Origin of the sequence: Burkholderia cepacia GG4, assembly GCF_000292915.1 — a bacterium.
In the GTDB taxonomy this organism is placed as follows: Bacteria; Pseudomonadota; Gammaproteobacteria; order Burkholderiales; family Burkholderiaceae; genus Burkholderia; species Burkholderia cepacia_D.
Genome location: NC_018514.1, coordinates 1,026,057 through 1,039,004 on the forward strand (window position 1 = coordinate 1,026,057; position 12,948 = coordinate 1,039,004).

Here is a 12,948-nt window from a genome sequence, read left to right on the forward strand (position 1 = left end):
TACATGTCGCAAGGAGCCGGCCATGCTGTTCATCAAGTCCGTCATGATGGGATTGTCGATCGCGGTGCCGGTCGGCCCGATCGGCATGCTGTGCATCCAGCGCAGCCTGAGCCGCGGCTTTCAAGCGGGGTTCGCCACGGGGATCGGCGCGGCATGCGCCGACGCGATCTACGGGCTGCTCGGCGCGCTGGGCGTCGCCGGCATCGTCACCGCGTTCCCGATGCTGACGGTCGCGCTGAAAATAGGCGGCGGCGCGTTCCTCGTGTGGCTGGCCTGGACCATCGCGCGGCAGGCGCCGGCCGGGTCCGCGGCGCCGCGCGACTTGCCGCGCACGACCGTGCTGCGCGATTTCCTGACGACGTTCGGCCTCACGCTGTCGAACCCGATGACGATCCTGTCGTTCGTCGGGATTTTCGCGGCCCTCGGCCCGCTGGCGGGCACGGGGGAAGGCGCGATGGGGCCGACCATCGCGCTGATGGTCGCCGGCGTGTTCCTGGGCTCCGCGACGTGGTGGCTGTGCCTCAGCAGCGCGACCGCCGCGTTGCGCACGAACATGTCGCTGACGTTCATGCACCGGCTGTCGCGCGTGTCGGCCGTCGTCATCGCGCTGTTCGGCGCGATCCAGTTGATCGCGGGCGTGCGCGGCGTCGTCTGGTCCTGACGCGAACCGCAGCGAGCGAACGCGTTCGCTCGCGCACGACGACGGCATCCGGTACCCGCAACCGTGTCCGCATCGACGCGCGCAACCGCGGGCGTCGATGAACCGGCCGCCCCGGTCAGAACGTATAGCTGACCTTGCCGAACGCGGTGCGGCCGAGCGTGTTGTAGCCGTAGGCGGTCATGTACTGACGGTCGAACAGGTTCGACAGCGTCGCCGACACGGTCAGGTGCGCGTTGACCCGGTACGACGCGCGCAGGTTCACGGTCAGGTACGACGGCAGATACGTCGTATTGGCCGGGTCGTCGAACGTCGTGCCGCCGTAGTTCAGCGACGCGCCCGTGCTCAGTGCGTGCAGCTGGAATTCGTCCCACGTGTGGTCGACGTTGACGCTGACCGTCTGGCGCGGCCGGCGGCTGAGCCAGCTGTCGTTGGTTTCGTCCTGCGGATTCAGGAACCCGATCGCGACGCTCACCGGCGTATAGCGACCGATTGTGCCCTTGTACGACAGGTCGATCCCCTGGATATGCGCGCGGCCGATGTTCATCGGCGAGAACGTCGCGGGGTTGTACGCGATCAGGTTGTTGACGCGCGTGTCGTAGACCGCGGCGCTGAACGTGCCGTACGCGGTGTTCGCGTCGAGCGCGGCCTCGACCGAATCGCTGCGTTCGGGGTTGAGGTTCGGATTGCCGTAGCCCGGGTAGTACAGGTCGTTGAACGACGGCAGGCGGAACGCATTGCCGTACGACACGCGCGCCGTGTACACCGGCGTAATCGCCCATGCCAGCGCCGCGTTGCCGGTGTTCACGGCCGTCCCGGCGATGATCTCGTGCCGGCCGGCGACGAACATCGTCACGCTGCCGAGCGTCGCCGATTGATGCAGCGAGAACGCGGAATCGTTGCGCGTGGGCACGCCGCTCGGCGCGTCGACCGGCAGGAATGCCTGTTCGCGCGTGAAGTCGTACGCGACCTTCGTCTCGCCCGACAGCGGCAGGCCGAACAGGTGGAAGCCGTGCTCCTGATGGGTCAGCGAAGTCGACGTGCTGATGCGCTGCGAGTTGATCTGGTCGGTCGGGATGGTCGGGTCGCTCGCATACAGGAACTGGCGGTCGTTCGCATAACCGAACGACTGGTCGAACTGCGTGTCGGGTGTGATGTCGAGATGGAACGCGATGCCGGTCGTCAGTTGATGATCGAGCTCGCGGTTCGCGAAGCCGGCGTTGTCATAGGACAGGTCGGACCGGTGATACAGCGCGAACGTCGAGATCGACCAGTTGTCGCGCGCGTAGCCGAGGCGCGCATCGAGGTCCTGCGCGTGATACGGATTGCGGCCGTCCTCGTGGTACGGCAACACGGGGCGCGTCGCGTCGATGCCGGCCGTGTTGTAGTCGTGCAGGCCGAGCGCATAGGTGAGGCCGCCGAGCGCGGCGAGCGGCCCCGTCGACGGCACGGTGCCCGACGTGCGCAGCTGCGTGTCAAAGGTCTTGTTCGAGCCGCCGCCGAACGACACGGTGGTCTGGTTCGGCTGGTTGGCGGCGCGGCGCGTGAACAGTTGCACGACGCCGCCCATCGCGTTCGCGCCGAACGACGCGGCGGCCGGCCCCGAAATCACCTCGACGCGCTCGAACGCGTCGGTCGGCAGGTTGGCCCACGGCGCGATGCCGGTGGTCGGCGAGCCGATCCGGATCCCGTCGACGAACACCGCGACCTGGCTGGACGACGAGCCGCGGATGCTGACCGACGCGGACGAGCCGGGGCCGCCGGTCTGCGAGACGGTGACGCCCGGCAGCGTCGCGAGCGCCTGCGTGATGCTCGGGTCGCTCGGCGACAGCCGGTCGAGATCGGCGCGCGTGAGCACCTGCGTGGTCGCATAGCGCTGGTCGAACGATTCGGGCAGGTGTCGCGTGTCGGTCACGCTGATCGTCGGCAGGTCGGTGCCGTCCGCAGGCTGCGACGACGGCGTGAGCGCCGGGTCGCCGGCCGCATGGGCGATCGGGGAGAGCAGGGCCGTGGCGGCGGACGTGGCGAGAAGGTGGCGAAGGTTCATGAGGCAGCTAGGGTGAGCGTGTTGCAGGTACGGCGACGGTAAGCGGGGGGCGGGCGGTGCCGCCTGGTTCGGGTTGGTCTATCGCGAGACCGGACAGCGTGGACGGTTGTCGCGGGTTTCGACTGGGCACCAGCCGGACGAGACGATCGACACGGCACGGCGTAAGTGCGCGGATACGCAGCCGACTCTGGCGGCGCGGCGGCGCGACGCTTCCGGCGTGGCAGCGGAGGCGGAAAGGATGGACATCGGAAAGGTCCTGAGGTCGGGCCGTCCATGCAACGGGGCGACCGCCAACGGCGGTGCTTGGCGCATCGGGACACCCCGCCCGGTGCGGCTGCTTGGACCTCGGGTCGATGGCAGGTCTCCTGGCTCGCGGGTCATCATCCGCGCCGGCCTTCCCGGTTTCCCAGTGGCGTGCGGTGGCGCGGATTCGCCGCTTACAGTTGCGGGGGCAGCCGCAGATTCGAGGCGCTGCCTCTCCTGCGTTCCCTTTTGATCCCCTTCCGGGGAACCATCAGCGCGCAAGCCTAATGGCGAGCGCTCCGGCGCGTCAATCGCCGGGGCGAGCGGAGATGCAAAAAAACGTCATTGTTCGACGAATTATTTCAAAATTGTTTCGATTCGGGCATGCGAGCGCCGTTTTCAGTCTGACGAAACGCGCTGTCGGCGGTGCTGCAAGCGCGCCTGAACCGGCTCGGCGCCATGCCCGTCCACCGCAGGAATGCACGCCGAAATGCTTCCTCGCCACCGAAGCCGAGATGCGCGGCAATCCGCGCGACCGGCCAGTCCGACTCGTGCAGGCAGCGCCGCGCGACGTCGGTGAGACACTGCTCGCGCAACGCGTGATAGCCGCTGCCTTCGGCCGCCAGCCGCCGCCGCAACGTCGCCTCGCTGACGCCGAGCCACGCCGCCAGGGCCGCGAGCGTCGGCAGCGTCTGCTCGCGCGCGAGCGCCGCGTCCAGAAATCCGCGCACCTGCTGCGCCCATGACACGACGGCCGGCGCCGCATCGATCAGACGAAACGGAAAATCGACCAGGAACGCGTCGAGCTCGCCCGGCTGCCGGATCACGCGGGCATCGAGCCGCGCCGCGTCGAACGCGAAGCCGTAGGTCTTGCGGCCGACGGCGACCGGTGCGTTGAACAGCCCGAGCAGCGGCATCGCGTCGTCGCGGCACGGATGGCCGAGCCAGACTTCGTCCGGCCGCAGCGGCTGCCCGATCAGCCAGCCGAACAGCTGCAGATAGCAGAACAGCCCCGTCAAGTCGACGAGGCACGCGGCCGGGCTGCGCGTGCGGCGCAGCGAATCCATCCGGAACGTCGCGCGTCCGTCACGCACCGCGAGCGACAGCACGCCTGCGCGCGGCATCAGCATCTCGCAGAACTCGGCCGCGCAGCGGATCGCGTCGGCGAGCGTCGCGCAACTGAGCAGGCAGCGGCACAGCAGGTCGACTTCCTGCTTGCGCATCGGCGGATGGCCGTTGCCGCGCGCGACCTGTGCTTCGAGCCGCTCGATCGCGTCGCGATACAGCGCGACGAAGCCGCCGGGCGTCGTCGTCGCAGCAGCAACGGCAGGCGGCGCAGGCGGTTGCGCCGGCGGCGCGCCGCTGCGCGTCAGCTCGTCGAGCAGGCGTGCGCCGAGACCCGGCAGCACGCGGCCGCGTGCCGGTAATGCGCGCTGTTTCATGTCTCTCCCGATTTGATCGTTGCGACAGGGGCCGGTGAGCGGCCCGATAGGGGTTCGCCGGGCACCGCCACGCAAGAATGCTATCCACGCCGGCCGCTTTCGGCCTCGCCGGAACGGCGTAGGCGGCCGGCGTTGCATTCCGCCACGAACCCTCCGGGACGACCCGCGCATGATCCAGATCGTAGATGAAATCACCCTCGCGCCCGAGCGCATTCCCGACGTGCTGGCACTGCTGCGCGACCGCTATTTGCCGGGCCACGCGGCGCGCGGACTGACGGCCGCCGGCCGCTGGGTGTCGCCGCCCATCGCGGTGCCGGGGCAGCCGAGCACGCTGTGGCTGACGTGGCAGGTCGCCGATGCGCCGTCGTACTACCGGATGCGCGCGCTGACCGATGGCGACGTCGTCGCGTTCTGGATGGCCGTCGACGCGCTGTGCGACGCCCGTCGCCGCCACGTGATGACGGATGCCGACGCGCCGCTGCCCGCGCTGACGGAGGTCGACCATGCGGCATGACACGGCCCAGGTATTCGTTTCGGCTAGCGCCGATGCCGGTGCGATCGAACGTGCATTGCGCGACGCCGCACACACGCTGCCCGGCGCGACCCGCGTCGCGCTCGCGCGCAATCTGGACGGTTGCTGGGGCGCGGGCGACTACACGCTCGACGTGCTGCGCGACGAACGCGCGACCGATGACGAGACGGATTTCAACATGCTGGCCCGCCTGCCTGGCGTCGTGCGGATCGACGGCGCCGCGTGCCGCGCGATCGGCGGCGGCCTGCGCGAACCGGCGCTGCGCGACGGCGTATGGCGCACGCTGATGCTGCGCGTACGGCCGGCGGCCAACGAGGCTCAGGTGCGCGACCTCGAGCGCGAGTTGCTGCGCATGCCGGCGTTCATGCCCGGCATCCGCAACTGGCGGCTGAGCCGGATCGCGACGCCGGGCGCGTGGACCCACGTATGGCAACAGGAATTCGCGCGCGTCGACGATCTGCTCGGCGAATACCTGCTGCATCCGTATCACTGGGGCTGGGTCGACCGCCGGTTCGACGCCGAAAGCCCCGACTGGACGGTGGATGCGATCTCGCACGCGTTCTGTCCGCTCGCGTCGAGCCTGCTGGCCGACACGGCGGCGTGACACGCGGCGCGCATGCAATCCGCCGCAATGCAAACGACAACACTGGAGACATCATCATGCGAGCCCTGCTGATCGACCGCGTCGGGCATTCCGACGCACTGCGACTGGCCGACGTTCCCGCCCCGAAGCCGGGCCACGGCGACGTGCTGATCCGCGTTGCATACGCGGGCGTCAATCCCGCCGACTGGAAATGCCGCGAAGGCTATCTCGGCGCGTTCATGCAGATCACGTTTCCGTTCGTGATCGGCTTCGACGCGGCCGGTGTGGTCGAGGCGGTCGGCGACGGCGTCGAAGGCTTCGCGCCCGGGATGCGCGTGTTTGCGCAGACCGACGTCGGTGCGGGGCGCTGGGGCGCGTATGCGGAATACGTCGCGGTGCGCCACGACTCGGTCGTGCGCCTGCCCGACGCGGTCGGCTTCGCGGAAGCGGCGGCCACGCCGACGCCCGCGCTGGCCGCGTGGGCCGGCCTGTTCGACGACGGCGGGCTGCGTGCGGGGCAGACCGTACTCGTGCATGGCGGCGCGGGCGCGGTCGGCACGTTCGCGATCCAGCTTGCCGCACAGGCCGGCGCGCGCGTCGCGGCGACCTGCTCGGCCCGCAACCGCGCGACCGTCGAATCGCTCGGCGCGGCGGCGAGCATCGACTATCGCGCGCAGGACATCGCGGCGGCCGTGCGGGCGTGGGCGCCCGGCGGCGTCGACGTCGTGCTCGACGCGGTCGGCGGCGACACGCTGCCCGCCGCCCTCGACCTGCTCGCACCGGGCGGCACGCTCGTGAACGTCATGACGCTCGCGGCCGGCGAGGCGGAGCGGCTGGCCTCGACGGCGGCCGAAGCCGCGCGGCGCGGCCTGCGCACCGCGATGACCTACAGCCGGATGCCGAGCGGCGCCACGCTCGCATCGATCGCCGAACGGCTCGGCCGGCGCGCGTTGCGCGTGCCGCGCTTCGACAGTTTCCCGCTCGAACAGGCGGCGCGCGCACTCGACCTCGTTCAAACGGGCGACGCGAAAACCAAGTTCGTGCTGCACGTTGCGGATATCGCGGGTTGAAGCCGCACGAACTGCACCGACCCCATCACTCACCGGAGACATCATGACCGACACCCGAACCGCGACGCTCGCGGGCAAATGCGCGCTCGTGACGGGCGCGAGCCGCGGCATCGGCCGCGCGATCGCGCAGCGCCTCGCGTCCGAAGGCGCGACCGTCGTCGTGACGGCGCGCAGCCTCACGCAATCGGCGACGACCGCCGGCACGCTCGCCGAAACCGTCGCGCTGATCGAACAGGCCGGCGGCCGCGCGATCGCACTGGCGGCCGACCTGTCGAACCCTGCCGAGCGCGATGCGCTCGTCGCGCGCGCGGCCCAGGCGGCCGGCGGCCTCGACATCCTCGTGAACAACGCGGGCGTGGCCGATTACGCATGCGTCGACGCGATGCCGATGGCGATGTTCGACACGACGATCGAGCACTATCTGCGCATTCCGTTCGCACTGACCCAGGCCGCGATTCCGCTGATGCGCGCGCGCGGCGCCGGCTGGATCGTCAACGTCGGGTCGGTCACCGCGCTCGCACCGCTGCGGCCGTTCGACGATTTCTCGCGCGCGGGCGGTGCGACCGTCTACGCGGCGGTCAAGGCCGCTTTGTCGCGCTTCACCCAAGGGCTCGCGGCCGAACTCGAAGCCGACGGCATCGCGGTGAACCTGGTCGCGCCGAGCACCGCGATCCGCACGCCGGGCGCGGCCCGCTACATCCCCGAAGGCTATCCGACCGAGGACGTCGCGTATCTCGCGGAAACCGCGCTCGCGCTGTGCAGCCTGCCGGCACGCGAGCGCACCGGCCTCGTCACGCACAGCCTGCATTTCCCGCTGTCGCAGGGGCTCGCGGTGCGCTCGCTCGACGGCCGCACGCCGTTGCCGCCGCCCGCGATTCCCGCGTATGCGCATCCCCACATCGACCCGACAGGACACTGACATGACGCATTCGATTCGCTTCGACGGCGGCACCGCCGTGATTACCGGCGCGGCCAGCGGCATCGGTAGCGGGCTTGCGCGCCACGCGGCCGCGCTCGGCATGCGTGTCGTGCTGGCCGACCTCGACCCGGCAAAGCTCGACGCGTTCGCCGCGACGCTCGACACTGACGTGCTGTGCGTGCCGACCGACGTCAGCCGTCCGGAAGCCGTCGACGCGCTGGCCGACGCCGCATGGCAACGCTTCGGCGGCGTCGACCTGCTGTTCAACAACGCGGGGGTGATGGCGACCGGCTTCAGTTGGGAAATCACGCCGGAACGGTTCGAGCGCAGTTTCGCGATCAACGTGCATGGCGTACTGAACGGGATCCGCAGCTTCGTACCGCGGATGCTCGCACGCAACCTGCCGGCGCGCATCGTCAATACCGCGTCGGTCGGCGGGTTCCTGCCGAGCCCGCTGATGTCGCCGTACTCGGCGACGAAATTCGCGGTGGTCGCGCTGACCGAATCGCTGTACGGCGAGCTGAAAATGCTCGGTGCGCCGGTCGGCGTGTCGCTGCTTGCGCCGGGCCCCGTGCAGTCGGGCATTTTCAACGACCCGTTCGGCGCTGCGCACGACCGGCCCGAGGTGCAGGGCTTCGTCGATACGATGCGCGCAATGCTGAACGCGCACGGACTCACGCCCGACGCATTCGCTGCGCGGGTGTTCGACGGCATCCGCGACGGGCGCTACTGGCTGATTCCGCAGCCGGAGACGCTCGACGGCGCGCTGCAGCGGCGCACCGCGGACATCCTCGCCGCGCGCGATCCGTCGCTGCCGTCATTGTGACGCGGGCCGGCCGACCGACACGGCCGGCTCACGCCAGGTCACATATGCGTGCCGCCGTGCGTGCGGCCGCTCGGGTCGCCGCCGCGATCGGGCGGCGTATTGTTCTGATCGATCTTCGCGAGCACGAAGCCGGCAGGCGCATGGTGAGGAGCCTGCGCGACATGGTCGCGCGGCGGTGCGGCGGGAAAACCGGCTGACGTAACGCCCGGTTGAGCGAACGCCGAAAGGGATGCTGCCGCGAGGGCGGCGGCGACGATCGCGTGCGTGTTCATGGCGACTCCTTCTTCACGACTGACTACGGGACAACCTAATCAGTCTAGGGCGCGAAACTTAACGCGGCGTGAAGGCGTCGCCGTGTGCGGATGACGGGTGGTTCATGCCGTCACCCGCGCAGCGCGACGGTCATGCCGGGGCTGATACCAGCGCGCAGAAATTCTCGAGGTCGACGTTGCCGCCGCTGATCACGATGCCGACACGCTTGCCCTTCAACGCGTCCTTCATCCGGCGCGCGGCCGCGAACGACAGGCAGCCGGTCGGCTCGACGACAATCTTCATACGGGTCGCGAAGAACCGCATGCAGTCGACCAGTTCCGCGTCGGTCGCGGTCAGGATGTCGTCGACGTCGCGCCGCAGGATCGGGAACGTCAGGTTGCCGAGGTGCTGCGTCTGCGCGCCGTCGGCGATCGTGCGCGGCGTATCGATGTGGACGATCGACCCGGACCGGAACGATTGCTGGCCGTCGTTGCCGGCTTCCGGTTCGACGCCGTACAGCTTCGCGTGCGGCGACAGCGCGCGCGTCGCGAGTGCCGTGCCCGACAGCAGGCCGCCGCCGCCGAGCGGCGTGAACACCGCGTCGAGCGGCCCGACTTCGTCGAACAGTTCCTTTGCCGCCGTGCCCTGGCCCGCGATCACGTCCGCGTGATCGTACGGCGGGATCAGCGTGAGCCCGTGCTGGTCAGCGAGGTCGCGGCCGATCTGCTCGCGGTCCTCGGTATAGCGGTCGTAGGTCACGACGTTGCCGCCGTAGCCGCGCGTCGCGGCCATCTTCGCGGCCGGCGCATCCTGCGGCATCACGATCGTCGCCGGAATGTCGAGGATGCGCGCCGACAGTGCGATCGCCTGCGCATGGTTGCCGGACGAGAACGCGACGACGCCGTGGCGGCGCTGCGTCGCGTCGAAGCGCGACAGCGCGTTGAACGCGCCGCGGAACTTGAACGCACCCATGCGCTGCAGGTTCTCGCACTTGAAGAACACCTGCGCGCCGAACGCTGCGTCGATCGTCCGCGACGTCATCACGGGCGTGCGGTGCGCGTGGCCTTCAAGCCGGGTCGCGGCGGCCGCGACGTCGTCGTAGGTGGGGAGGGTCGGAGTGTTCATGAGTCGCTCGTCGGAAGGGTCAGTCAACAGGGAGGCGGGGCGCGCCACGGGCACGCGTCCGCATCACGCATCATTTCGCATCGTTGTATACGGTGGCGCGCGATACGCCGAGGTGCTGCGACACGATTTCCATCGCGCGGCGCACCTCGAGGAAACCGTCGGCCTTCAGCGCCTGCATCAGCTCGCGGCGCTGGTCGGTCTTCAGCTCGCGCGGCGTGGTCGCGAGGCGCGTCGCGAACGCATCGATGCGTTGCCGGATCGCGTCCGCGCCGGCTGGATCGAGCGTTTCGGCGACCGGTTCGCCTTCCGTGCTGCAGAACTGGTTCAGCATCCCCTGGAAGCCGCGGAACAGCGTGACGTCCGCGTTCAGGCACAGCGCGGCCACATAGCGGCCGGCCGAATCCTTGATGCCGATCGACGTGCTTTTTGCGGTGCGGCCGTCGGCGAAGCGGTTCGCGTAGTTGGCGAGCACCTGCGGGAAGTCGTCGTCCGCGATGCGGGCGAGCCCGAGCTCGGTTGCCGGATCGCCGACCGCGCGGCCGGACAGATTGTTGTGGATCGAGAGGATCGCGTGCTCCGGCGTGCGCAGGTCGTGCACGACGACCTCGGTGAACGGCGCGAACATCGCGCCGAGCCCTTCGGCGATGCGCTGCACCTGCTCGATCAGCGACGCCTGTTCCGACTGGAGTGTTTGGCGGGGCGGGGTCATCAGTTGGCCTCGAGCGCAGGGGCGTCGGTCGTTTCCGGCCGCGTGATGTCGGCCAGCAGCGGCCGGGCGATCCGCACATAGTCGGACGCGTCGAGCACGACCGAGCGGTCGAGGCGGCCCGCGTTGAACGCGATTTCGTCGTTGCGTTCGACCAGCGCGGGATCGACGACGAGCGTCACGTTCGCGTCGAACACGAACGGCGGCACGGCGCCCATCACGCAGCGCGTGACCGTGGCTGCGAGCTCGGGCGGCGCGAGCGTCGCCTTGCGGCGGCCGACCGCGTCGGCGACCTTGCGGAAATCGATCTTCAGGTGGCCGGGGATCACCGCGAGCGCGGTGGCGTCGCCGCCGTCCTTGAACGTGCAGAGCATCGCCTTCGCGCCCTGTTCGGGGCGGGTGCCGCGAATCGCGGCGATCACGTCGGATTTGCCTTCGGCCGGGTGATCCAGCACGCGGAACCGCGCGCCGGAGGTATTCAGCAGGTCGCACAGCGCGTCGAAAACGGGGTAGTCGCTCATGTCGTTCCGGGCAGGAGGGGGCGCATCGTGGTGCGCGCGGAGCGAGCGTGTCGGCTCGCTGTCGATATATTGTCCAAGTATAGACGTTTTGTCATGCGGATGGCAAAAGGCCGAAGCATGGATTGTCGTGCCTGTCCTCCCACCAACAGCCGAAAGGACGTTTCATATCGCGAAATGCGCATCGAATTCCCGCCGCGTCGCCTTCCCGCCGCTTGAAAACCTGTTTTGCATCGCAAAAACGCGTTTCTATCCCATTGAAAAACAAGGAAAATTTATATCTTATGTCTTATATAAGAGTTGGTCGGCGGCACGTCGCGCGGCGTTACTATTGAGTCCATGCAGTTCGCTTCGTCACACGGAGCGGGCACGCTGAACCCTTTACTCAAATGCGCTTCGTTCCCAGGAGATTGACATGTCCCAATATCAAGACGACATCAAGGCAGTGGCTGGCTTGAAGGAAAACCACGGCAGCGCGTGGAATGCCATCAGCCCCGAGTATGCCGCCCGCATGCGTGCCCAGAACAAGTTCAAGACGGGCCTCGACATCGCGAAGTACACCGCGAAGATCATGCGCGCCGACATGGCCGCGTACGATGCCGACCCGGCCAAGTACACGCAGTCGCTGGGTTGCTGGCACGGCTTCATCGGCCAGCAGAAGATGATCTCCATCAAGAAGCACTTCAACAGCACCGAGCGCCGCTACCTGTACCTGTCGGGCTGGATGGTCGCCGCGCTGCGCTCGGAGTTCGGCCCGCTGCCGGACCAGTCGATGCACGAAAAGACCTCGGTCAGCGCGCTGATCCGCGAGCTGTACACGTTCCTGCGCCAGGCCGACGCCCGTGAACTCGGCGGCCTGTTCCGCGAGCTCGATACGGCCAAGGACGCCGCTGCGAAGGCTGCGATCCAGGAAAAGATCGACAACCACGTCACGCACGTCGTGCCGATCATCGCCGACATCGACGCCGGTTTCGGCAACGCCGAAGCAACCTACCTGCTGGCCAAGCAGTTCATCGAGGCAGGCGCCTGCTGCATCCAGATCGAGAACCAGGTGTCCGACGAGAAGCAGTGCGGCCACCAGGACGGCAAGGTCACCGTGCCGCACGAGGACTTCCTCGCGAAGATCCGCGCGATCCGCTACGCGTTCCTGGAGCTGGGCGTGGACGACGGCATCATCGTCGCCCGTACCGACTCGCTCGGCGCCGGCCTGACCAAGCAGATCGCCGTGACCAACGCGCCGGGCGACCTGGGCGACCAATACAATGCGTTCCTCGACTGCGAAGAGCTGTCGGCCGACCAGCTGGGCAACGGCGACGTCATCATCAAGCGCGACGGCAAGCTGCTGCGTCCGAAGCGCCTGCCGAGCAACCTGTTCCAGTTCCGCGCCGGCACGGGCGAAGCACGTTGCGTGCTCGATTGCATCACGTCGCTGCAGAACGGCGCCGACTTGCTGTGGATCGAAACCGAAAAGCCGCACATCGCGCAGATCGGCGGCATGGTCAGCGAAATCCGCAAGGTCATCCCGAACGCGAAGCTGGTGTACAACAACAGCCCGTCGTTCAACTGGACGCTGAACTTCCGTCAGCAGGCGTTTGACACGATGAAGGCCGCGGGCAAGGACGTGTCGGCATACGACCGTGCGCAGCTGATGAGCGTCGAGTACGACGAGACCGAACTCGCCAAGCTCGCCGACGAGAAGATCCGCACGTTCCAGGCCGATGCGTCGCGTGAAGCAGGCATCTTCCACCACCTGATCACGCTGCCGACGTACCACACGGCCGCCCTGTCGACCGACAACCTCGCGAAGGAATACTTCGGCGACCAGGGCATGCTCGGTTACGTGGCCGGCGTGCAGCGCAAGGAAATCCGTCAGGGCATCGCGTGCGTCAAGCACCAGAACATGTCCGGCTCGGATATCGGCGACGACCACAAGGAATACTTCAGCGGCGAAGCAGCACTGAAGGCGGCGGGCAAGGACAACACGATGAACCAGTTCTGAGCGCCGTCGTAATCGAAGCAGAACGCCA

13 protein-coding genes and 1 riboswitch are annotated in these 12,948 nt (G+C 68.4%); of the genes, 7 read left to right on the plus strand and 6 right to left on the minus strand.

The features are described 5' to 3' along the window. Positions 1 to 22: 22 nt before the first annotated feature. Positions 23 to 661, plus strand: a complete 639-nt coding sequence (locus tag GEM_RS20450; RefSeq protein ID WP_014899285.1) for a LysE family translocator — start codon at positions 23 to 25, stop codon at positions 659 to 661. Between the two features lie 115 nt (positions 662 to 776). On the opposite strand, the gene GEM_RS20455 is transcribed toward GEM_RS20450, so the two are convergent. Together GEM_RS20455 and GEM_RS20460 are read right to left on the minus strand one after the other, a co-directional pair. Next, complete coding sequence (locus tag GEM_RS20455; protein WP_014899286.1) at positions 777 to 2,705, minus strand: TonB-dependent receptor domain-containing protein; 1,929 nt, start codon at positions 2,703 to 2,705, stop codon at positions 777 to 779. Positions 2,706 to 3,042: 337 nt separating this feature from the next. After that, positions 3,043 to 3,236, minus strand: a riboswitch (cobalamin riboswitch). Between the two features lie 74 nt (positions 3,237 to 3,310). Continuing rightward, positions 3,311 to 4,390: a helix-turn-helix domain-containing protein gene (locus tag GEM_RS20460; protein WP_014899287.1), complete on the minus strand. Its 1,080-nt coding sequence runs from the start codon at positions 4,388 to 4,390 to the stop codon at positions 3,311 to 3,313. Positions 4,391 to 4,559: 169 nt separating this feature from the next. Here GEM_RS20460 and GEM_RS20465 point away from each other — a divergent pair, with 169 nt between their 5' ends. The 5 genes from GEM_RS20465 to GEM_RS20485 are packed head-to-tail and all read left to right on the plus strand — an operon-like array spanning position 4,560 to position 8,320. Continuing rightward, a complete protein-coding gene (locus GEM_RS20465) occupies positions 4,560 to 4,904 on the plus strand; it encodes a hypothetical protein (protein WP_014899288.1) in 345 nt (114 codons plus the stop codon). Continuing rightward, a complete protein-coding gene (locus GEM_RS20470; RefSeq protein WP_014899289.1) occupies positions 4,894 to 5,526 on the plus strand; it encodes a Dabb family protein in 633 nt (210 codons plus the stop codon). The genes GEM_RS20465 and GEM_RS20470 overlap by 11 nt, the downstream gene beginning before the upstream one ends. A 56-nt stretch (positions 5,527 to 5,582) precedes the next feature. Continuing rightward, the gene (locus GEM_RS20475) at positions 5,583 to 6,575 is read left to right on the plus strand and encodes an NADP-dependent oxidoreductase (protein WP_014899290.1); all 993 of its coding nucleotides are present in this window, start codon (positions 5,583 to 5,585) and stop codon (positions 6,573 to 6,575) included. Between the two features lie 43 nt (positions 6,576 to 6,618). Next, positions 6,619 to 7,494 (plus strand): SDR family NAD(P)-dependent oxidoreductase, encoded by an 876-nt coding sequence (locus tag GEM_RS20480; RefSeq protein ID WP_014899291.1) that lies wholly within the window; start codon positions 6,619 to 6,621, stop codon positions 7,492 to 7,494. 1 nt (position 7,495) lies between these two features. Then, positions 7,496 to 8,320, plus strand: a complete 825-nt coding sequence (locus GEM_RS20485) for an SDR family NAD(P)-dependent oxidoreductase (RefSeq protein ID WP_014899292.1) — start codon at positions 7,496 to 7,498, stop codon at positions 8,318 to 8,320. Between the two features lie 38 nt (positions 8,321 to 8,358). On the opposite strand, the gene GEM_RS20490 is transcribed toward GEM_RS20485, so the two are convergent. The 4 genes from GEM_RS20490 to GEM_RS20505 all read right to left on the minus strand — a co-directional run bounded on the left by GEM_RS20490 (position 8,359) and on the right by GEM_RS20505 (position 10,924). Further along, on the minus strand, positions 8,359 to 8,592 hold the full coding sequence (locus GEM_RS20490) for a hypothetical protein (RefSeq protein ID WP_014899293.1): 234 nt from the start codon (positions 8,590 to 8,592) through the stop codon (positions 8,359 to 8,361). A 130-nt stretch (positions 8,593 to 8,722) separates the two neighbouring features. Further along, a complete protein-coding gene (locus GEM_RS20495; RefSeq protein WP_014899294.1) occupies positions 8,723 to 9,697 on the minus strand; it encodes a threo-3-hydroxy-L-aspartate ammonia-lyase in 975 nt (324 codons plus the stop codon). A 70-nt stretch (positions 9,698 to 9,767) separates the two neighbouring features. After that, positions 9,768 to 10,406: a helix-turn-helix transcriptional regulator gene (locus GEM_RS20500; protein WP_014899295.1), complete on the minus strand. Its 639-nt coding sequence runs from the start codon at positions 10,404 to 10,406 to the stop codon at positions 9,768 to 9,770. Then, positions 10,406 to 10,924, minus strand: coding sequence for a YbaK/prolyl-tRNA synthetase associated domain-containing protein (locus tag GEM_RS20505; protein ID WP_014899296.1), 519 nt, complete (start codon positions 10,922 to 10,924; stop codon positions 10,406 to 10,408). The genes GEM_RS20500 and GEM_RS20505 overlap by 1 nt, the downstream gene beginning before the upstream one ends. Before the next feature lie 412 nt (positions 10,925 to 11,336). On the opposite strand from GEM_RS20505, the gene GEM_RS20510 reads away from it, so the two are divergent. After that, positions 11,337 to 12,920, plus strand: a complete 1,584-nt coding sequence (locus tag GEM_RS20510; RefSeq protein ID WP_014899297.1) for an isocitrate lyase — start codon at positions 11,337 to 11,339, stop codon at positions 12,918 to 12,920. Positions 12,921 to 12,948 lie beyond the last annotated feature (28 nt).

What these genes read in the sequence shown, in the direction of transcription:
- GEM_RS20490 (WP_014899293.1), bottom strand. Translation starts at nt 8,592, where the DNA reads ATGAACACGCACGCGATCGTCGCCGCCGCCCTCGCGGCAGCATCCCTT.
- GEM_RS20475 (WP_014899290.1), top strand. Translation starts at nt 5,583, where the DNA reads ATGCGAGCCCTGCTGATCGACCGCGTCGGGCATTCCGACGCACTGCGA.
- GEM_RS20495 (WP_014899294.1), bottom strand. Translation starts at nt 9,697, where the DNA reads ATGAACACTCCGACCCTCCCCACCTACGACGACGTCGCGGCCGCCGCG.
- GEM_RS20500 (WP_014899295.1), bottom strand. Translation starts at nt 10,406, where the DNA reads ATGACCCCGCCCCGCCAAACACTCCAGTCGGAACAGGCGTCGCTGATC.
- GEM_RS20505 (WP_014899296.1), bottom strand. Translation starts at nt 10,924, where the DNA reads ATGAGCGACTACCCCGTTTTCGACGCGCTGTGCGACCTGCTGAATACC.
- GEM_RS20455 (WP_014899286.1), bottom strand. Translation starts at nt 2,705, where the DNA reads ATGAACCTTCGCCACCTTCTCGCCACGTCCGCCGCCACGGCCCTGCTC.
- GEM_RS20480 (WP_014899291.1), top strand. Translation starts at nt 6,619, where the DNA reads ATGACCGACACCCGAACCGCGACGCTCGCGGGCAAATGCGCGCTCGTG.
- GEM_RS20510 (WP_014899297.1), top strand. Translation starts at nt 11,337, where the DNA reads ATGTCCCAATATCAAGACGACATCAAGGCAGTGGCTGGCTTGAAGGAA.
- GEM_RS20450 (WP_014899285.1), top strand. Translation starts at nt 23, where the DNA reads ATGCTGTTCATCAAGTCCGTCATGATGGGATTGTCGATCGCGGTGCCG.
- GEM_RS20460 (WP_014899287.1), bottom strand. Translation starts at nt 4,390, where the DNA reads ATGAAACAGCGCGCATTACCGGCACGCGGCCGCGTGCTGCCGGGTCTC.
- GEM_RS20465 (WP_014899288.1), top strand. Translation starts at nt 4,560, where the DNA reads ATGATCCAGATCGTAGATGAAATCACCCTCGCGCCCGAGCGCATTCCC.
- GEM_RS20470 (WP_014899289.1), top strand. Translation starts at nt 4,894, where the DNA reads ATGCGGCATGACACGGCCCAGGTATTCGTTTCGGCTAGCGCCGATGCC.
- GEM_RS20485 (WP_014899292.1), top strand. Translation starts at nt 7,496, where the DNA reads ATGACGCATTCGATTCGCTTCGACGGCGGCACCGCCGTGATTACCGGC.